General features: G+C 43.5%; 17 protein-coding genes and 1 pseudogene. 14 read left to right on the top strand and 4 right to left on the bottom strand.

The window, feature by feature from the left end:
* Positions 1 to 40: 40 nt before the first annotated feature.
* From QU605_RS13955 to QU605_RS13895, 14 genes and pseudogenes are all read left to right on the top strand, one after another.
* The gene (locus QU605_RS13955) at positions 41 to 1,009 is read left to right on the top strand and encodes an MlaD family protein (protein ID WP_289725940.1); all 969 of its coding nucleotides are present in this window, start codon (positions 41 to 43) and stop codon (positions 1,007 to 1,009) included.
* Positions 1,009 to 2,334, top strand: coding sequence for a 4Fe-4S dicluster domain-containing protein (locus tag QU605_RS13950; RefSeq protein ID WP_289725939.1), 1,326 nt, complete (start codon positions 1,009 to 1,011; stop codon positions 2,332 to 2,334). Before QU605_RS13955 ends, QU605_RS13950 begins: the two co-directional genes overlap by 1 nt.
* Entirely contained in the window at positions 2,334 to 3,143 is an 810-nt protein-coding gene (locus QU605_RS13945; protein ID WP_289725938.1) for a (Fe-S)-binding protein, read from the top strand. Before QU605_RS13950 ends, QU605_RS13945 begins: the two co-directional genes overlap by 1 nt.
* Before the next feature lie 19 nt (positions 3,144 to 3,162).
* On the top strand, positions 3,163 to 3,645 hold the full coding sequence (locus QU605_RS13940; protein ID WP_289725937.1) for an ABC transporter ATPase: 483 nt from the start codon (positions 3,163 to 3,165) through the stop codon (positions 3,643 to 3,645).
* Positions 3,646 to 3,702: 57 nt separating this feature from the next.
* The gene (locus QU605_RS13935; protein WP_289725936.1) at positions 3,703 to 6,630 is read left to right on the top strand and encodes a serine hydrolase domain-containing protein; all 2,928 of its coding nucleotides are present in this window, start codon (positions 3,703 to 3,705) and stop codon (positions 6,628 to 6,630) included.
* A gap of 30 nt (positions 6,631 to 6,660) precedes the next feature.
* Entirely contained in the window at positions 6,661 to 7,806 is a 1,146-nt protein-coding gene (gene bshA / locus QU605_RS13930; protein ID WP_289725935.1) for an N-acetyl-alpha-D-glucosaminyl L-malate synthase BshA, read from the top strand.
* A 260-nt stretch (positions 7,807 to 8,066) separates the two neighbouring features.
* On the top strand, positions 8,067 to 8,873 hold the full coding sequence (cysQ, locus tag QU605_RS13925) for a 3'(2'),5'-bisphosphate nucleotidase CysQ (RefSeq protein WP_289725934.1): 807 nt from the start codon (positions 8,067 to 8,069) through the stop codon (positions 8,871 to 8,873).
* A 2-nt stretch (positions 8,874 to 8,875) separates the two neighbouring features.
* A pseudogene (locus tag QU605_RS15480) lies at positions 8,876 to 9,043 on the top strand (DUF2061 domain-containing protein); the annotation flags it as partial.
* A gap of 51 nt (positions 9,044 to 9,094) precedes the next feature.
* The gene (locus QU605_RS15475) at positions 9,095 to 9,298 is read left to right on the top strand and encodes a DUF2061 domain-containing protein (RefSeq protein WP_434967936.1); all 204 of its coding nucleotides are present in this window, start codon (positions 9,095 to 9,097) and stop codon (positions 9,296 to 9,298) included.
* Entirely contained in the window at positions 9,295 to 9,891 is a 597-nt protein-coding gene (cysC, locus tag QU605_RS13915) for an adenylyl-sulfate kinase (protein WP_289725932.1), read from the top strand. Before QU605_RS15475 ends, cysC begins: the two co-directional genes overlap by 4 nt.
* Positions 9,888 to 10,793, top strand: a complete 906-nt coding sequence (gene cysD / locus QU605_RS13910) for a sulfate adenylyltransferase subunit CysD (RefSeq protein ID WP_289725931.1) — start codon at positions 9,888 to 9,890, stop codon at positions 10,791 to 10,793. Before cysC ends, cysD begins: the two co-directional genes overlap by 4 nt.
* Positions 10,794 to 10,808: 15 nt before the next feature.
* On the top strand, positions 10,809 to 12,065 hold the full coding sequence (locus QU605_RS13905) for a sulfate adenylyltransferase subunit 1 (RefSeq protein WP_289725930.1): 1,257 nt from the start codon (positions 10,809 to 10,811) through the stop codon (positions 12,063 to 12,065).
* A gap of 179 nt (positions 12,066 to 12,244) precedes the next feature.
* Positions 12,245 to 13,432 (top strand): OmpA family protein, encoded by a 1,188-nt coding sequence (locus QU605_RS13900; protein WP_289725929.1) that lies wholly within the window; start codon positions 12,245 to 12,247, stop codon positions 13,430 to 13,432.
* A gap of 436 nt (positions 13,433 to 13,868) precedes the next feature.
* On the top strand, positions 13,869 to 14,510 hold the full coding sequence (locus QU605_RS13895; RefSeq protein WP_289725928.1) for a NeuD/PglB/VioB family sugar acetyltransferase: 642 nt from the start codon (positions 13,869 to 13,871) through the stop codon (positions 14,508 to 14,510).
* A gap of 64 nt (positions 14,511 to 14,574) precedes the next feature.
* Here the strand turns inward: QU605_RS13895 and QU605_RS13890 are convergent, their stop codons facing one another.
* The 4 genes from QU605_RS13890 to QU605_RS13875 form a co-directional block, all read right to left on the bottom strand.
* A complete protein-coding gene (locus QU605_RS13890) occupies positions 14,575 to 15,567 on the bottom strand; it encodes a lipid II:glycine glycyltransferase FemX (RefSeq protein ID WP_289725927.1) in 993 nt (330 codons plus the stop codon).
* Positions 15,568 to 15,811: 244 nt separating this feature from the next.
* On the bottom strand, positions 15,812 to 17,416 hold the full coding sequence (locus QU605_RS13885) for an FAD/NAD(P)-binding protein (RefSeq protein ID WP_289725926.1): 1,605 nt from the start codon (positions 17,414 to 17,416) through the stop codon (positions 15,812 to 15,814).
* A gap of 240 nt (positions 17,417 to 17,656) precedes the next feature.
* A complete protein-coding gene (locus QU605_RS13880) occupies positions 17,657 to 18,745 on the bottom strand; it encodes a GNAT family N-acetyltransferase (protein WP_289725925.1) in 1,089 nt (362 codons plus the stop codon).
* A 297-nt stretch (positions 18,746 to 19,042) separates the two neighbouring features.
* A partial coding sequence (locus tag QU605_RS13875) for a T9SS type A sorting domain-containing protein (protein WP_289725924.1) occupies positions 19,043 to 19,747 on the bottom strand: 705 nt, incomplete at its 5' end.

Below are 19,747 nucleotides of genomic sequence, written 5' to 3'. Positions count from 1 at the left end.
AATTTATTTCTAATTTTGTTTTGAACCCAAAATTCAACCTTTGAAATTTTCCAGAGAACTTAAAACAGGTATTATTGTCATTGGCGGTATCCTGTTATTCATCATGGGGTTCAGTTATTTGAAATCCAATCCCATTTTTGACAATAGCAAAGTATTCTATGCGGTATACGAACAGGTTGGCGGACTGCAAACCGGAACACAGGTTACAATCAACGGATTCAGTGTGGGCAAAGTCAATGATATCAAGTTCAAAGACAGTTCCGGAAAATTACTCGTGACCTTTACCGTAAGCAATGACTTCAATTTTTCTGAAAACAGTATTGCCGAGCTCTATGACACGGGGATTATTGGAGGAAAAGGCATTCAGATCATTCCTGTTTTTGATCAGAGTCCATCTGCCCGGTCCGGGGATACCATACCCACGCGGATCCGACCCGGGATCACCGAACTTGTACAACAAAAACTCACGCCCCTTCAAAACAAAGTTGAAGATGCGGTTTCCAATGCAGATTCCGTTCTTGTCAATTTCAACAGGGTTCTGGACGAAGATACGCAGCAGAATCTCCGGGAGAGTGTCAAGGGGCTCAACAGACTAATCGGTAGTCTGCAGGGTACGACAGACAACCTGAATGAATTTTTGACCGAAAACCAGGGAGAACTGGATAGCGCTATTGGGAATATCCATGAAATCACGGTCAATTTCACAAAAATTTCGGATTCACTCGCCAATGCGGGACTGAGCCAGACGGTGCGTAGTATGGAATCCACCCTGGCTAACCTGGATGTGGTGTTGCAGCGCCTGGAGCAGGGGGAAGGGACTATGGGTAAATTACTTCAGGACGAAGCCCTTTACGAAAACCTCGCCAGCGCCTCTCATGAACTGGATCTCTTACTTCAGGATCTTCGTCTGAACCCAAAACGCTATGTCAATGTTTCCGTCTTTGGAAAGAAGCAGAAAGAATACAACCTGCCCGAAAGTGATCCGGCAGAACAATCAGATCCAAATTGATGGAAATCGTACCTAACATACTGTTTGTCGTGGCCCTGGCCGCGGGCATAGGATATTTCAGCGCCAATGTCAGAAAACTGATGCGCAATATCCGCCTGGGCAAGACAGTCCGTGTTGACGGCCCGGTTTCACAGCGATGGAAAAACATGGCCCGCATCGCCCTGGGACAACAGAAGATGGTCGTTCGACCGGTAGCTGGCATCCTGCATATTATTATCTATCTGGGGTTTGTCATCATTAATTTAGAGGTTCTCGAGATCATAATTGACGGAATTTTTGGAACACACAGGATATTTGCGTTTATGGGCGGTTTTTACGATTTCCTGATCGGTTCTTTTGAAATCCTCGCCCTTTTGGTAATCGTTTCGGTTGTGATTTTCTGGTTAAGGCGAAACGCCTTGAAACTACAGCGTTTCTGGAAGCCAGAGATGAAGGGATGGCCAAAAAAAGATGCGGACTGGATCCTCTATATCGAAGTAATCCTGATGACACTTTTCCTCACCATGAATGCTGCAGATTTGCGGCTTCAGGAACTCGGTTCGGCCCATTATGAAATGGCAGGAGCTTTTCCCGTGAGCAGTTATATCGCAGGTTGGATGTCCTCCTGGTCGGAGTCCACCCTGATACTCGTGGAGCGTGGTGCCTGGTGGTTGCATATCCTTGGGATTCTTTTCTTCTTGAATTATTTGTACTATTCCAAACACCTGCATATCCTGCTTGCTTTTCCAAATACTTTTTTTGGAAGGCTCACCCCACAGGGGCAGTTCAATAACCTTGAATCGGTTCAGAAGGAAGTAGCCCTGATGATGGATCCCAATGCAGATCCGTTTGCCGCACCGGCAGAGGACACCCCTCCGCCTGATAAATTCGGAGCCTCTGACGTGATGGATCTGAACCAAATCCAGCTATTGAATGCATATACCTGTACGGAGTGCGGGCGTTGTACAAGTGAATGTCCGGCCAATCAGACCGGGAAAAAACTGTCTCCGAGAAAGATTATGATGGATACCAGGGACCGTTTGGAAGAAGTGGGCCGCAAGCTCGACGCCAACAAGGGAAACTGGGAACCCGACGGAAAACAATTACTCGATGACTATATCAGTCGAGAGGAACTCTGGGCCTGTACTTCATGTAATGCCTGTGTTGAGGCCTGTCCCGTGAGCATCGATCCATTGTCCATAATCCTGGACATGAGAAGATATTTGGTGATGGAACAGTCAGCTGCTCCATCTGACCTGAATGTGATGATGAGTAATATTGAAAATAATGGGGCACCCTGGCCTTTTAACCAGATGGATCGCCTGAACTGGAATGAGGAGAATTAATGGAACAGGAGCATAAGCAAACAAAAGGTGCCAAGGTGGCCACAATGGCCGAAATGGCCGCGCAGGGAAAGCAGCCAGAGGTCTTGTTCTGGGTTGGCTGTGCCGGTAGCTTTGACGATCGGGCCAAAAAAATAACCAAGGCTTTTGTGCATTTGCTGCAAAAGGCGGGGATATCATTCGCCGTATTGGGCACTGAAGAAAGTTGTACCGGTGACCCGGCGAAGCGGGCGGGGAATGAATTTCTATTTCAGATGCAGGCAGCTGTTAATATCCAGGTCCTCAATGGATACGGCATTCAGAAAATAGTTACCACCTGTCCGCACTGTTTCAACACACTGAAAAATGAATACCCTCAACTCGGCGGGAATTATGAGGTGCTTCACCACACCCAATTGTTGCGGGACCTGATCAGGGATGGAAGGTTGCAGGTAGAAGGGGGCTCGTTCCGCGGCAAGCGTGTAACATTTCACGATCCGTGTTATCTGGGCAGGGCTAATGGGGTCTATGAAGCTCCCAGGGAAATCATTCGTAAGATCGATGCTGAACTGGTTGAGATGAAGAACTGTAAAGAGCGTGGTCTGTGTTGCGGGGCAGGAGGTGCACAAATGTTCAAAGAGCCGGAAAAAGGAGATAAAGACGTCAATATTGAGCGAACTGAACAGGCCCTGGAGACACAGCCGGATATTATCGCGGCGGGCTGCCCGTTTTGCAATACCATGATGACGGATGGTGTAAAAAACAAGGAAAAAGAAGCGCGTATTAAAGTAATGGATATTGCCGAACTGCTCGACGGAGTGGCGGACCTTTAACTGCAGATAAACAATTGCTATGTTAGTTCCATTTGAGTCATTGCCTGAAGAAGCGCGGATTTGGGTCTATCAGTCCAACAGACCTTTTACCGGGGATGAACTTGAGCAAATAAGGAAAGATCTCGAGAGGTTTCTTACCCAATGGACGGCCCACGGAAGTGATCTTAATGCAGGATTTGAGCTCCCCTACAATCGGTTCATCGTGATTGGCCTGGATCAGTCACAGGCTTCCGCCTCCGGATGCAGTATTGACGCCTCTGTTCATTTTCTTCAGTCCCTGGAATCCGAGTATGGGGTGAATTTGTTGGACCGGATGAATGTCACCTATAAACAGGGCCCCTACATCGCTTATAAGCCCCTTGATGAATTTAAAAAAATGGCGAAAGCGCGATCGGTTTCAGGCAAAACCATTGTTTTCAATAATCTGGTGGCCAACAAGCACGAATACACTGAAAACTGGGAGATTCCGGCCTCGGAGAGTTGGCATAGCCGATTTTTTTAGGTTTCATGGGACACAAGGTAATAAGAACGGATTTCGAAACCCGGCCCTATACGTATTATGAGAGGATTTAAGCTGCTTGCAATAATTCTTGTATCCCTCCTGTTGCCAGGATGGGGGGCTGCGCAATCCGATCCTTTAATTTCCCCTGATACAACCGCTCAAGCCCAATGGGTTGAAGCCCAATATGCTAATATGACGCAGGAGGCAAGGGTGGGCCAGCTATTTATGCCAATGATTACTTCAGAATCCGGTAAGGAGGAAGGAGCGTTAAGTAAGGCGGAAAAATGGATTTCGGAATATGGAATTGGCGGCCTTATTTTTTCCCGTGGAACCCCACACGCCCAGGCACGGCTTACAAATGCGCTTCAGGAATCTTCCAGAGTACCTCTGCTTATCGGATTGGATGCGGAATGGGGATTGGCAATGCGCCTGGATTCTACCTATTCCTTTCCATGGAACATGACCCTTGGGGCCATTCAGGATACGCTTCTCATTAAGGACATCGGAAGGCAAATGGGAACCCAACTCCGTCAAATGGGAGTACATCTCAACTTCGCCCCCGTAGTGGATATCAATACCAATGTGAAAAATCCGATAATTGGGAACCGCTCTTTTGGGGAGAATCCTGAAAAGGTCAGCCAGCACGCCGTTGCCCTGATGAAAGGCATGCAGCAGGCAGGCATATTGACCACAGCCAAACACTTTCCGGGACATGGGGATACGGAAGTCGATTCTCACAAAGCATTGCCTCAGGTAATGTTTGATCGTCAACGGCTCGATACTGTGGAATTGGTACCCTTCCGAAACCTTATTAAAGAAGGTTTGGATGCTATCATGATTGCACATCTCGATGTTCCCGCCCTTACAGGTGTCCCTGGAGAGCCTACCTCTCTGTCCCCTAAACTTATGCGCACTGTACTTAAAAGGGAATTGGGGTTTCAGGGTTTGATATGCACGGATGCCTTAAACATGAAAGGTGTTACCGGATATGAAGGTGTGGATAATGCATCTCTTGGTGCTTTTATGGCGGGAAATGATTTGCTGCTTATGCCAGAGAACCTGGAAACTGATTATGCCGCGGTTCTCGAGGCCTATATGGTTGGAAAAATATCGGAATCCCGCATGGCAACCTCAGTCAAAAAGATATTGAAGGCCAAGTATAAGGCGGGATTGCATCGCTATGTTCCCATAGAGACCACAACGCTTACTCAGAACCTGAATTCATTGGATAATGAATTGCTGGGCGAGCGCGCTATGGAAGGGGCTATTACCGTGCTTAAAAACCGCGCGGACATTATAGGGATTAAGAATTTGGAGAACAAGAAAATTGCCTATGTCAGATTCGGGGATGCAGATCATTTGCCCTTTTTAGAGCGACTCCGCCAATACGCTGAAATCGACGAGGTTTCCGCTAATGATATTGGGACTTTGAACCGAAAACTCAAAGAATACAACCTGGTCATTATCGGCATGCATCAATCCAATGAGTCGCCGTACAAGAAACACAGTTTTTCAGAAAAGGAACTTTTCTGGCTGGAGGAAATTTCGCGTCAGCCAACTTCGAATTCGATCCTGGCGGTTTTTGCCAAACCCTATATCCTATCGGATGTTCTTTCATTCGACAGAGTTGACGGACTCGTAATGTCATACCAGAATAGTGTAATAGCCCAGCAGACGACTGCGGAATTGCTCTTTGGGGTATTTGAGGCAAAAGGACGCCTGCCGGTTACCGCGCATCCTACGTTTCCGGCAGGGAGCGGAGAGACGACCCAACTTTTGAACCGGCTTGGTTATAGTGTCCCGAATCGGGTGGGTTTGGATGCCCATCGACTCTCAAGAGTGGACAGCCTCATGCAGATTGGTTTGGATTCGCTGATGTTCCCGGGGGCACAGGTTTTAATCGCACGTCACGGCCAGGTTGTCTTTCATAAAGCGTATGGCAAACCAACCTACGACTCAGAACAGGAAGTATCTACCACCGATTTATACGATTTGGCATCCCTGACCAAAATCCTGGCGACCCTTCCAATGCTTATGGAAATGGAGGAGACAGGTCGGATAAGTTTTGAAACCACCTTTGGGGAGTTAAATCCTGACTATGCCGAAACAGAACTCCGGGATGTGACTGTGCTTAAGGCTTTGAGCCACTATGGCCGTTTGCCGGCGTGGATTGCCTTTTATTTAGACACCCTCAATAAGGACCGGAGACCTTCCCCGGATTTTTACCGTCCGAATCCAGCGGACGGCTTCTCCATCCAGGTCGCGGAGCGCATGTATCTTTCGGATGCCTATAACGACTCCATTTACAATCGGATAGGGCGCCAGTCCCTGAAATCCAACCGTTATCGGTATAGCGATGTACCCTATTACGTGTTCAAGAAATTTATCGAGGACTCATATAACGAACCACTCGACGAGCTGACCAATGCCTATTTTTATAAATCCCTGGGGGCAACACAAACGACCTACAGGCCTCTGGAGCATTTTCCGAAGTCCCAGATAATGCCCACTGAAGTGGATAATTACTACCGCTACCAGGTCGTGCGTGGTTTTGTTCATGATATGGGTGCCGCCATGCAAGGCGGGGTAGGAGGTCACGCCGGCCTGTTCAGCAATGCCAATGACGTTGCTAAGATTATGCAGATGTATCTCCAGGGTGGTAATTATGGAGGCAAGCAGTTTTTGAATTCCAGGACAATTGAAAAATTCAATAAATGCTATTTCTGCAATAAAAATGTACGCCGGGGTGTGGGGTTCGACAAACCCCAACTCGAGGAACCCGGTCCTACCTGCGGATGCGTGTCTCACCGGAGTTTTGGACATAGTGGCTTCACAGGAACATTTACGTGGGCCGACCCGGATACCGGTTTGGTCTACGTCTTCCTTTCCAACCGCACCTATCCTTCCTCCTCCAACACCATGTTGATCCAAAGCGGCCTGCGTTCCCGCATCCAACAGGCTATTTATGATTCCCTTATCAATTAAACACGTATATAAAACTTAAATTTACCTCCTATGAAACTCGCTATAGTTTGTTATCCGACTTTCGGAGGGAGTGGTGTTGTAGCCACGGAACTGGGAATTGCCTTAGCCCAGAGGGGGCATGAAATACACTTTGTCACGTACAAGCAACCTGTGCGTCTGGAATTGCTTAGCAATAACATCCATTTTCACGAGGTCTTTGTCCCTGAGTATCCCTTATTCCATTACCAGCCATATGAACTGGCCCTTTCCAGTAAATTGGTGGATACTATAAAAATGTACGACATCGAAGTATTGCATGTGCACTATGCGATCCCCCATGCCTATGCCGGATATATGACCAAGAAGATGTTGAAGGAGGAAGGGATTTATATTCCCATGATCACTACGCTGCACGGCACAGACATCACCCTTGTGGGGAATCATCCTTTTTATCGTACTGCAGTGAATTTTAGCATCAATAAATCGGATATGGTAACGGCAGTTTCAGAAAGCCTGAAAAACGATACCCTCGAATTGTTTGATATCACCAAGGAGGTTCACGTCATTCCTAATTTTGTGGATAAACGCAAGTACGGACACAACTACACGGATTGTCAAAGGTCTTTGCTCGCAAATGACGATGAAAAAATTATAACCCACGTCAGTAACTTCAGAAAGGTTAAACGCATCCCTGACGTCATTGAGGCGTTTTACAGGATTCAACAGGAAGTGCCGGCCAAACTTATCATGATCGGGGAAGGTCCTGAAAAGGAGCACGCCGAATTTACCGTAGAAAAACTGGGCATCACTGACCGGGTCGTATTTTTGGGCAACAGTAATGAAATTGATCGCATCCTGTGTTTTTCGGATATTTTTATGTTGCCTTCTGAAAAGGAGAGCTTCGGGTTGTCTGCCCTGGAAGCCATGATCAACAAGGTTGCTGTAATCTCCAGCAATACCGGGGGGATTCCGGAAGTGAACAGACAGGGGGTCACGGGCTTTCTCAGCGACGTTGGTGACGTTGACGACATGGTAAAAAACACCCTAACCCTGCTCAGGGACGAGGAAATGCTCGAAACCTTTAAAACGCAAGCCTACGAGGTCGCCTGCGAATTTGACATTCTCAAAATCCTTCCGATGTACGAGGACATTTATCGACTGGCGTACAAATGGCGCTATAAAAATGCGTTCGATTAAATCCCATTTAAATTTCATATAAAGATATCTCAGTATTTGCCCATAAACCTTGGCGTTTCAAGGGATAATTTGTCTGGATTTCGCAATTCTGATGTGACCGCAATAAAGTAGTAACTTTGTGGCATATTTTTTAAAGCTAAACGATGTTTCTAAAATTCACTTTAGACATTGTGTTGGTAATTTTAGGAAACCAGAATCAATAGGAATTTGATGTCGTATCAAACGAACCGGGAACGTAGAAATCCCTGAGCCTACACTTTATGATCAAGAAGTTCTTAATAGATTATCCAATTGCAGCAGCTCTTGAAGCCGGAAAGGCGATACTGAATATTTACAATAGCACGAATGATATCGAGGTTGTGCATAAGGCGGATGATTCCCCTTTGACCAAGGCGGATCAGGCCGCAAATGATGTCATAAACAGATACTTAACTCAAACCGAATACCCAATAATAAGCGAGGAGAATAAGCAAATTCCTTATGAAGTACGCAAAAATTGGGATTCCTGCTGGATCGTAGACCCATTGGATGGCACCAAGGAATTCATCAAAAAAAATGGTGAGTTTACGGTGAATATTGCCTTTTGTAAAAATGGAAAACCCACATTCGGCGTAATCTATGTTCCCGTATCCCGGGAATTATACTACGGGGATGTCGATAGTGGAATGGCTTTTAAAACCATGGTTAGTTCAGAACACACCTTGGTAACACCCCTATTTATGTCGTCAGACAGACTACAACCTGCCAATTCCCCATCCACATCCTTAAAATTGGTAGGGAGTCGTTCGCATATGAATCCTGAAACAGAGGCCTTCATCAATAAGATGCAAAACCAATTTGAAAAAATTGAAATTGTGTCCAAAGGGAGCTCCCTAAAGTTTTGCATGGTTGCTGAAGGAAAGGCACATATGTACCCCAGGTTTGCACCGACCATGGAATGGGATACTGCCGCAGGCAGCGCTATTGTAGAAGCCCTGGGGTTAAAAGTAACAACAGGTAATACTGAAGAACCCTTAGTATACAATAAGGAAAACCTGCTAAATCCTTATTTTTTGGTAAGTATGTAATTATGTCAGATTTAAGCAGAAAAAGACATATTGCTAAAACGGTTACCTGGCGCCTTGTCGGGACCTTGGATACTGTAATAATTTCCTGGTTTATTACAGGGAATCCTTTTACAGGACTTAAAATCGGATTCTCGGAGGTAATTACCAAAATGATTTTGTATTATCTGCATGAAAGACTATGGTTCAGGTCGCCAATGCATGAAAGCAGAAAACGTCACCTATTGAAGACAGTCTCGTGGCGGATGATCGGCACTTTGGATACAATCCTGCTTTCATGGATTATTACCGGCAACCCTTTAACGGGTCTTCAGATTGGTATTGTTGAGGTAATTACAAAAATGGTCCTGTATTATTTTCACGAAAGAACCTGGTACAACATAAATTATGGACTGGGAGCCCGAAGAAGCAATAAAGAGTACAAATGAGCGACAATATTATTCCACATTCTTATCAGTTGAATCGTGAGGAACGCAAGAGGATGAAAGGCCATAACTCCTTTTTGGTCTTTTTCACCGGACTTTCCGGGTCCGGAAAGTCTACGCTTTGCAATGCTCTTGAACAACGCCTTTATAACATGGGGATTCACACCTATGTGCTTGATGGGGATAATATTCGCAAAGGAATTAACAAAAACCTAACCTTCAGTCCCGAGGATCGGGAAGAGAACATTCGACGCATAGGTGAAATTGCCAAATTATTCGTCGATGCAGGTATCGTCACCCTTGCCGCCTTTGTCGCTCCCTATGAGAAAGACCGCGCGCAAATCCGTTCCCTGGTGGGTAAAGAAAATTATATTGAGGTTTTTGTCAATACCCCTCTGGAAATCTGTGAGCAGCGCGATGTAAAAGGCCTGTACGCGAAAGCGAGAAAAGGAGAAATATCCAATATGACGGGTATTTCTGCCCCTTACGAAGCACCGGTAAACCCTGAATTAGAACTAAACACGGAACTCTCAGTTGAGGATTCCGTCGAACATATCATTCCATTGATAATTGACAAATTAAGCAGTAAAGCATGAGCAAGTATTATTTGAATTACCTGGATGAACTGGAATCCGAAGCCATCTATGTGATCCGGGAAGTCTGGGCACAATTCCAGAATCCGGTAATCCTTTTTTCAGGCGGAAAAGATTCAATAGTCCTTACCCATTTGGCTAAAAAGGCTTTTCACCCATGTAAGATTCCTTTCTCCCTGATGCATGTGGATACCGGACATAATTTCCCGGAAACGATTGAGTTTCGTGATAATTTGATCAGCGCTTTAGGCGTGTCTTTAATCGTGGGATCCGTTCAGGAATCAATAGATCAGGGGCGCGTCGCCGAGGAACGCGGAAAAAATGCCACAAGGAATGCTTTGCAGATCACAACCTTGTTAGATGCAATCGAGGAACATAAAGTTGATTGCGCTATTGGCGGAGGAAGAAGAGATGAGGAAAAGGCCAGGGCAAAAGAACGCTTCTTTTCACATAGAGACGATTTCGGCCAATGGGATCCAAAGAATCAGAGACCCGAACTTTGGAATATCTTTAATGGAAAGTGCTTCGAAGGCGAACATTTCCGGGTATTCCCCATTAGCAACTGGACAGAAATGGATGTCTGGAATTATATCTTACGCGAAAATATAAAAATACCATCCTTGTATTTTGCCCATGAACGGGAAGTAGTATGGAGAAATGATTCCTGGATTCCCAAATCCGAATATTTAATTATTGAGGAAAATGAAGCCGTTGAAGTAAAGAAAATTCGATTCAGAACTTTGGGTGATATTACCATTACGGGAGGTATAGAATCTGAAGCGGATACCCTTTCCAAAATAGTCGAGGAAGTTTCTGCATTAAGGCAGACCGAACGTGGGAACAGGACGGATGATAAGCGATCTGAAACTGCAATGGAGGATCGTAAAAAGCAAGGTTATTTCTAAAGAATAAATTATACCATGGAACTAAATAAAAGTCAATTATTGCGTTTTACCACCGCCGGAAGTGTGGATGACGGTAAAAGCACCCTGATTGGAAGGTTGTTGTATGATTCCAAATCCCTTTTTGAGGATCAGTTGGAAGCAGTGACCACGACAAGTAAGCAAAAAGGATTGGATGGGGTTGATTTAGCCCTTTTCACGGACGGTTTGAAGGATGAACGCGAACAGGGTATTACTATAGATGTAGCCTACAGGTACTTCACCACCCCAAAGCGAAAATTCATTATAGCAGATACCCCAGGGCATATTCAATATACCCGAAACATGGTTACTGGCGCCTCAACGGCGAATGCAGCGATTATTTTGATCGATGCGCGCCACGGAGTGATTGAACAGACCAAACGCCACGCATTTATCGCCTCCCTGCTTAATATTCCACATGTCATTGTCTGTGTTAATAAAATGGACCTTGTCGATTTTAGGGAGGATACGTATCAGTCTATTGTCAATCAGTTTGAGGCTTTTGCCTCTAAAATGTTGATCCCGGATATTCGATTTATCCCGATATCTGCATTGTTGGGCGATAATGTGGTAAACCGTTCGGAGCATATGAAATGGTATATGGGTGCTCCTTTACTTCATACCCTGGAAACCTTGCATATCAGCAGTGATATCAATAAAGTAGATGCCCGATTCCCGGTTCAGACCGTACTGCGCCCCCAAAGCGAGGGATATCTCGATTACCGGGCCTATGCCGGACGTATTGCTGGGGGTATTTTCAGGAAAGGTGATGAAATAACTGTTCTTCCATCCGGTTTTACCTCACGAATTAAGGGAATTGAAGGGCCCGATGGGCCATTGGAAGAAGCTTTTGCTCCCATGTCTATTTCCATAAGTCTCGAAGATGACATTGATGTCAGTCGTGGTGATATGATCGTCCGATCGAACAACCAGCCGAAGGCCACTCAGGACCTGGAAGTTATGTTATGCTGGTTGAATAACAGTCCGGCCAAACCCAGGGCAAAGTATACGATCCTGCATACTTCAAATCAGCAAAAAGCCGTGATCAAGGAGGTGATCCATAAAATTGACATCCAATCCCTGAACCGGAACCCTGACGACAAGGAATTATCTATGAATGAGATCTGTAAAGCCCGGATTCGAACAACCAAGCCGCTGATGATCGATTCGTATCGCGAAAACCGCACCACAGGGAGTGTGATTCTTGTAGACGACATGACCAATGAAACGGTAGCAGCGGGTATGATTGTCTGAACCTGTTCGTTCAACCCCTTAATAGGGTTATTGGTCTGAGGATTCTCCATTTTTCGTATTATGCATGGCGATTCAATATGGAAGTCCTGTCATTGGCCCGTACTAAGAGGTAGTTCATAGAACCCAACTTGGAATAAGGGCATCCTGGCATATCTTTGTGGTACCCAAATCTGAGTAACATGCTTTACCGAATCAACTATGCCTTAGTAGTCATACTGCTGGCGATCTATCCTTTAATGGGCCAGGAACTGCCTACTGCGCTTCCAAATGATACCATACCACAACTCACCAAAAAAGACAGTCTTGTCACGAGCTACTGGCTTGCCGGACTGGGAATTAATATTGTTGACGATTCCTGGAGGGCCAGGCAGAATTATGCGCTTTCTGAAATGTGGAACACAGTTCCATATCCTTCCAGGCTCAGTTTTGGGCGCTATTTCAAAAGTGGCATCGGTCTGGAGTTAATTGGAACTTACAACAAATTTAAAGAAGGCAAGGTCATCGATGGACAGCCCATAACTGAGGAATCGGAATACTGGGCTGTTGATTCACGAATAAGTTACGACCTGAACAGGCTTGTCGGAGAAACCGGAATTTTTGACCCCTATATCGGAGCAGGACTTGGGTATACCCAAACCGAGGTGCGACGACGAACCGCAAATGCGATAATCGGCTTTCGGTTGTGGTTTTCGGAACGCTGGGGGGCAGATCTGAACTCTACAGGAAAGTGGGGTCTCGAAAGCGAGAGTACGAATCACATACAGCACGGGGCAGGTGTGGTCTATCGATTTGGTATGGAAAAGGAGTTAACAAAGAAGGGAGCGGAGAAACTCGCCCTTATTGAAGCCATGAAAGCTGAGGAACAACGGGTGGCCGATTCCATTCAGAATGCAGAAGAACTATCAAGAAAAAGGGCATTGGAAGAGCAATTGCGCCGGGAAGAAGCCCTTGCGGCTGCTGAGGCTGCCAGGCAGCAAGAGGAGGCCGAAAAACGGGAAGCCCTGAAACGTGAACTTGAAGACCTCGGCTCGATTAATTTTGCTTTCGATTCCGCAAACCTTACAAATGAATCCAAAGAAACACTGCGCAGAACAGCAGCTTTTATGGAGAAAAATAGCGCACTCTCATTTTCACTGAGTGCCCATACCGATTCACGAGGACCTGCAGCGTATAATCAATTACTCTCCCAAAGGCGGGCAGATAGAACCAAAGAATTCCTGGTAGGGCAGGGTGTTCGTTCAGATCGCATCCTTACCTCGGCCCATGGGGAGACCCAGTTGCTGAATTCTTGTGCAGATGGGGTTCGCTGTACAGAAGAAGAGCACGCCATCAACAGGAGGGTGGAGATCGTCATTCAGGATTATTAGGAATATTTCCATCCAGAGTATTCTGAACATGAATAGATCTCAACTATTCTATTTTTGGATTTCTTGAGAGCAGCGGGAATCTCAAGGGAATAAAGAACCTTTAAAGGCTGAATAATTTTAAGAGCTTAAGGTAAAATGTTTGTCGTTGGACATGATGGTGTTTATTACATTTTTGGAGCTCAAAAATTCGTACACATGATTATTAATATCCAGGCCAACTAGATTCGAATATTGAAATAAGTATTATCTTAAGGCACAACGTTTTACTAAGCCCATACCATTAAGTCTATAGTCTATTTAAATATAACAACTGTAAATTTCCAATTCGATTATCTCAATAAGTTCAACGACAATTACTATCTGTTTGACCTTCCAATTTGATTAACTATAGAATTAAGAATACCTTAACGGGCCACAAACGAAGTGGCACAATTAAATGAAAAAATCTATAATTATTGGCGCTGGAACGCACGGACAGGTTTTGTGCTCATACCTTCGGGAGGCAGACGTGAATGTCATAGGTTTTATTGATGACAGTCCGGATCTCGTTGGAAAAAGTGTTCTTGGACTGCCTGTTATGGGTACCTATAATGATCTTCTCACCTCTGAGTATCAAGAGTTGATCGATGATGTATATTGCCCTCTCGGGGTCAATATCATAAGAGTAAAGTACTTATCTTCCTTAAAAGCACTTGGATACAACACGCCAAGTTATATACATCCATCTGTGGTTATTGGTCCTGATGTTCATTTGGGAGAAGCTATTTACATGTTTCCTGGGAACATTATCATGCCCCATACCCGTATTGGAAACTATTTCATGATGAATACCTCCAGCACGGTTGCCCATCATACAGTAATTGAAGAAGGAGTATTTCTCTCCTCTGGTGTGAATATTGGAGCCCTTATAAGGGTTAAGCGTTGTGCTTTTATAGGAATCGGGGTAACCGGGATGACCGGGATTAGTGTAATAGGGGAAAGTTGTTTGATTGGAGCAGGTAGTGTTCTGATTAAAGACGTCCCAGATAAAGCCGTAGTGGTCGGAAATCCGGGAAGGATTATCAGGTATAAAGAATGATCTGCACACTGGTCTCACAAAATATGGTGAGCCTATTTAATTTCTCAGAATAACTTAGCGGAATCTATATGCTTTCGATCCTGTACTGCGGAAAAAATCCTCCCTTACAAGGGTCAGAGGATTTCGGGATGGGTAGTTTATTCGATTTACAAAACTCCTCAACAAGGCTATTATAAACTTCCTTATTGATAATTTTCCGGCCTGTATAGAATGTCAGATCTTCGTCCTTTGGAAAGAACGATTTCTTGTAACGGTACAATGAGTCATTTGCCTTTTGGCCTCCCCCAAGGTTATAATATTTATAACCTTTATCTCTGGCCCAATTTATTACACAGTATTTAAGATAATCGTTAGGCCTATATTCAAAATAAGCCACGTCAGTACCCCCCAGATAGGAATATACAGTTTCCCTGGTTAGCACTAATAACTCTACTGAGATTGGAATGCCATCCCTTCGAATAATAGCTAATGCATAGCTGTTATCTTCGTGATCCTGACGGAGAAGGTTCTTAAAATAGTCTAACCCGAAATAATATCGTTTTATCGCTTTATGCCTTTCTAAAGTATCCGTATAGATTTTATAGAATTCAAGAATAGCCTTAAGCGGTATTTCCTTGAAATGAATTTCCGATGTGAGTTCACTCTTTATGGCGCGCCTGATGTTATTTCGAACTTTTTTCTTAAAATTCGAAAACTGAACCTCTTCGGGAACTATTTTACCCCTAACAGTGGCAAGGGTCTCCATGATACAGCCATTGTAGCACAAGTGATTGTTATTAAGACTAAAACGAATAAATTCGCTTACGATATTGTTTCTATGATACCATGAATCAACGGCTGTCCAAAAGGCAGATATAATTTCAGGATCTGCAGGCAACCGGAACATTGGACCACTATAACCGTAAGGACTTATCGTGTCATAATAACTCGTTTCCTCTTCTCCAACCAGGATTGGTCTTTGATGAAAGAGCATAAGTATTTTTGGGGTGTCCTCCACGTAATAGATAAAACTCTTCAATGTCTCCAGTTGCATCTTGGATTCAATGATGTACTTCAAACTGACAAAAGGATAACTCGGATAGACTTGTTTGGATAATTGGACGAATTTATCTCGGTCGCTTTGGATATTCAGAGTTAATATTTTCAGAACCCCTTTTGTCATAAATTATAATCAATACTTGGCTGCAATCATTAGAATTATCCTTACCGCGCTATTTGAACAGGATTACGCATTCCTAAAACTTTGCAAATGTGAGTAAATAATAAACGCAGAACGAATAAAAAGATTACTTTAAAATGGGCTAAGCTATTGCAGTATAAATTCTTTGGGCTAAACTGCTAGCCATAAGGTTACTGCTCCAAATAATGCGACCACAGTGCTCAAGGTGCCAAAGTGGTTTGTTATCAATTACATTACCAGCTAGCAAAGGCCCAATAATAAATAGGTTTTCAGACCCCTGAAATTCGGAATCTACCTCCAGGCCTATACCTGAAGCATTTGGTGTGATAAAGTTTTTGGAAATTAAATTTTTCAATAATAATGGCGTATCATTACTTTTCAGATCAGTAGCTCCCATACAGTTCACCACAATGTTAAAATCCATAGGATCCAGACTTTTTTTACCAGAGTGGCGTGCTATATATTCCAAATGTAGTCCTGCCTCTCCTTTCTCTGAAGGCTTCAATGCGAAAAACCGCCCAGCTATATGGCGAAGGCGCTTTGTTTTGCTCAATTCTTTTAGTGTATTTGTATAGTGGGCCCCCGCACAGCGCTGCATTCGGCCAATACTGTTGCCGTACTCACAGGCAAAAACTTTCGACTCTGAAAAACTCAGTCTGGGCAGCAAAATCCCGACATGCTTTGAGATCACATTAACCGTCGAGGCAGCGCCAAGACCCAATTCCCGAGCTTCGGACAGATCACTGTAAGCAGCATTTGCAATTTTTTCGGCTGTTAGTTCTTTTACATCTGAAAGTGCTTTCAGATGCTCAGGAATGAATCTCTTCTGCCCCTCTGTATCTACCTCTGAATCCGGCATAATGCCCTGAGAAGATAAAACAGTATAATTTGTGACATTCTGATTTAGCTGCTCCTCATCAGAAAACTTATAAAGTGTCTCAAGAGAACTTGCATTTGCCCCTAGGACCAATACATTGGTATCCTGACCTTTCCTTTTTGCTAAAAAGTCCCTGATCATTTTAAATCTCGATGGCAGGCTATCTTCGTACAGATCATTGATCAATAAAAAATTATGATCCTTAATGACGGGGGTTTGTTCAAAGACTCTTTTGGTAGGTAGAGAGCCAACAGATAACACAACAAGTTTAGATTGAATATTTATTCCTACTTGTGTGATAATTGTAAAAATGGATTCACTTTTAGTAATATCATCTGCCTGGTCCAGAACGTAAGAGAGTTTAATGACCCCTCTTTGTTCATTTTCTGAAATCACATTATGTAACAATTCGGAGATATACTTTCCGTAGAAATACCTGGGAATATATAATGTATCCCATTGATTTTCGAGAATGCTCGATAGATTATCAGAAACCCATTTTTCAGTTTTTGCCCCTCCATTTTTCCGAAAATCATCCAAAAGAGCATCCCTGTTTTGGTTTAACCATGCAACAAACTTACCCCTGTGTGGTTCCGGCATGAATCGGTTTAGGGCATTAATCAGTAAAACAGAGTTACCCGATCTGTCACCATATGGAATCCCTTTGAAGAAGTCCGGGTGTTTATCGATAATGGTAACCTTTAAAGGCGTTTTGATGTTGCTCTGCTTCAGTTTTTCTATTAAACCTAGTAGCGAATATGCCGTAGCAATACCAGCCCCGATAAAGGTGATCTCCTGAATACTCTCTTGATTATATTGTGTCACAAGACTCCCAAGTTTTATGGTCATGGCTAAAAACTAATTCAGCCATATTAAAAAGGATAATCATTTGATTTCGGAAATGCTTTAAACTATTAGTTTAAGGTGCTAGCAGCCCATGATCAGTCAGATAAAGATAATATATACGCTAATAAATCTTTATGTTATATAGACTAACTAATCTAATTATAGATTAAGCGCCAAAATACATCTCTGGTTAAGCCTTCAATCCTTTGTTAACCCCGAATCTATAAAATGAGTCTGATCTAATCAAAGGCTCACTTTTTGGCTTCTGTATTTAGGAAAAAAACGATTGCTTAAATCGTTTTGGATAAAGGGTTCTGAATATCCGAAACCGGATAATAAACTAATTTCGCCGTAGACTTCCGGGTTAACAATTTTTCTTCCGGTGTAGAAAATCACCTCTGGTTCCTCAGGAAAAAACTTCTTCTTATATTGATATAAGGTGTCCCCATCACTCAAACCACCTCCCAACATATAATATTTCAGCCCTTGCTCCCTGGCCCATTTCATGGACTCTATTTTCAAGAGGTCATTTGGTCTTGAGGCAAAGTATTTCGCATCCGTCCCTCCCAAAAAAGAAAACATGGTATCCTCATTGAAGAGCAGTAATTCTGTCGAAATGGCAACCCCATCCGGATTCTCCACGATTGCCAATGCACAGCAGTCTTCGTTATTACAAATGTAATTACTGAAGTAATCCAAAGAGTGGTAATACGAGGGAGCAGCTTCCAATCGATCCATGGTTCCTTTCCATATCGAATAGAAATCCTCAATTTTTTCAACAGGAATGTTTTTGTGATAAATCCTATAAACCAATTGATTTCGAATGGCAGTATTGTAATTTTTTCTTACGGATCGTTTGAATCCGCCCCATAATTCCTCCGTTGACAGAAGCCTTCCCCGAATATTTGATAAGGTATGTGCTATAGTGCCCGAATAGCCCATTTGATTCCCATTGAAACTGAATCTGACAAACTCAGATATCACATTATTTGAACGGTACCATTCGTCTGCTTTTTTCCAAAATGATTCCAGGATGGAAATGTTCTCAGGTTTCACTATAGGCCCCATATATCCCCAAGGGGTGGTAACGTCAAAATAGGCAGTAGGTTCATTTTCTATATGTATCTTTTCAAGATAAAATGGCATTAAAACAATTGGTAATCCTTTAGAAGTAAGTAAAAAGTAATTCAGACTTTTATTGTCTCTGCTGGACTCCAAATCGATCAATTCATAACGGGAATATGGATTGTAAGGATCGATCTGAGAAAGTAGTGACTTATATCTCCATATATCCTCCTCAACTGAAATAGGAAAAAACTTCAATTCAAGCATTCTCTAGATAAAGTATTAGTTAATAGCCTTTTTCGAGTTCCGATTTATTGAACAAAGAAATCCAGATATGATAGGTTATCAAAAAAAGTGAACCAAAATACACAATTAATCGTTGAAGTATTTTAGTTGGCCACAGATAACTCCCCGAAAGGCACACGCCAGATAAGTCTGCAATGAAATTCTGTGACCGTTCCCAAGGATAACTAAATAAAATCATCCTTTTGCAGGAAGGGGAGGAGTGATTATTTTGCCGTAGGTCTATCGAGTATATTTATTTTCCAAGGTATGCAATCCAAACTATCTTTCAATTATTAATTTACCCTGGAAGCGCATCCCTACATTGTTAGTTGTCCGAACAAAATAAACGCCGATGGGTAATTCGCGAATATTTAATGGAATCCCATTATAGTCGATAAGACCTCCATCGATTTGCTGAACTAACCTACCCGTGATGTCAAAAATTTGTATGAAGTATACCTCAGTTGGTGCTTCAAAACCTATATACGCCTCTTCATTTGCAGGATTAGGAAATACAACCAGATTATTGTTAGATGCTAATGGTGCTTGTAAAGCGATACTTCCGGTTCCTATACAAAAATTTGTTGTTTCAGAAGCCCCAAAAGATGCTCCTGAAGCCACTATTGTTCCATCGGCCCGGGTTACACTGTAACTGCCATCACCGTATTGACCGCAACATATTCCATCACCATAGCTATCGTATATGATAAAGTCATAACAACCATCCTCAAGACAGATGCTTTCATTTATAGTTGTAAAATCATCTGCATCCGAATATCCACTACCTTCTAAAACAACGACACCATTTTCATCCAGGAGTTCCCAGGATGTTTCTTTGGCATAATCATCAAAATTAATGGTTACTGTCACGCTATCGCAGGTATCCGTATCACAGAAATCCGGGATGCCATCCCCGTCAGAGTCGATGGAATCATCCCCGCCTGTGCATATGTCGCATCCATCTGGTACGCCGTCACCATCGGT

The sequence above is a fragment of the Robiginitalea aurantiaca genome (assembly GCF_030380815.1).
Classification (GTDB): domain Bacteria; phylum Bacteroidota; class Bacteroidia; order Flavobacteriales; family Flavobacteriaceae; genus Robiginitalea; species Robiginitalea aurantiaca.
The sequence above is the reverse complement of the archived record's forward strand: the minus strand, read 5'-3'. Positions and strand labels throughout refer to the sequence as shown.

What these genes read in the sequence shown, in the direction of transcription:
- QU605_RS13950 (WP_289725939.1), top strand. Translation starts at nt 1,009, where the DNA reads ATGGAAATCGTACCTAACATACTGTTTGTCGTGGCCCTGGCCGCGGGC.
- QU605_RS13945 (WP_289725938.1), top strand. Translation starts at nt 2,334, where the DNA reads ATGGAACAGGAGCATAAGCAAACAAAAGGTGCCAAGGTGGCCACAATG.
- QU605_RS13940 (WP_289725937.1), top strand. Translation starts at nt 3,163, where the DNA reads ATGTTAGTTCCATTTGAGTCATTGCCTGAAGAAGCGCGGATTTGGGTC.
- QU605_RS13935 (WP_289725936.1), top strand. Translation starts at nt 3,703, where the DNA reads ATGAGAGGATTTAAGCTGCTTGCAATAATTCTTGTATCCCTCCTGTTG.
- bshA (WP_289725935.1), top strand. Translation starts at nt 6,661, where the DNA reads ATGAAACTCGCTATAGTTTGTTATCCGACTTTCGGAGGGAGTGGTGTT.
- cysQ (WP_289725934.1), top strand. Translation starts at nt 8,067, where the DNA reads ATGATCAAGAAGTTCTTAATAGATTATCCAATTGCAGCAGCTCTTGAA.
- cysC (WP_289725932.1), top strand. Translation starts at nt 9,295, where the DNA reads ATGAGCGACAATATTATTCCACATTCTTATCAGTTGAATCGTGAGGAA.
- cysD (WP_289725931.1), top strand. Translation starts at nt 9,888, where the DNA reads ATGAGCAAGTATTATTTGAATTACCTGGATGAACTGGAATCCGAAGCC.
- QU605_RS13905 (WP_289725930.1), top strand. Translation starts at nt 10,809, where the DNA reads ATGGAACTAAATAAAAGTCAATTATTGCGTTTTACCACCGCCGGAAGT.
- QU605_RS13900 (WP_289725929.1), top strand. Translation starts at nt 12,245, where the DNA reads ATGCTTTACCGAATCAACTATGCCTTAGTAGTCATACTGCTGGCGATC.
- QU605_RS13895 (WP_289725928.1), top strand. Translation starts at nt 13,869, where the DNA reads ATGAAAAAATCTATAATTATTGGCGCTGGAACGCACGGACAGGTTTTG.
- QU605_RS13885 (WP_289725926.1), bottom strand. Translation starts at nt 17,416, where the DNA reads ATGACCATAAAACTTGGGAGTCTTGTGACACAATATAATCAAGAGAGT.
- QU605_RS13880 (WP_289725925.1), bottom strand. Translation starts at nt 18,745, where the DNA reads ATGCTTGAATTGAAGTTTTTTCCTATTTCAGTTGAGGAGGATATATGG.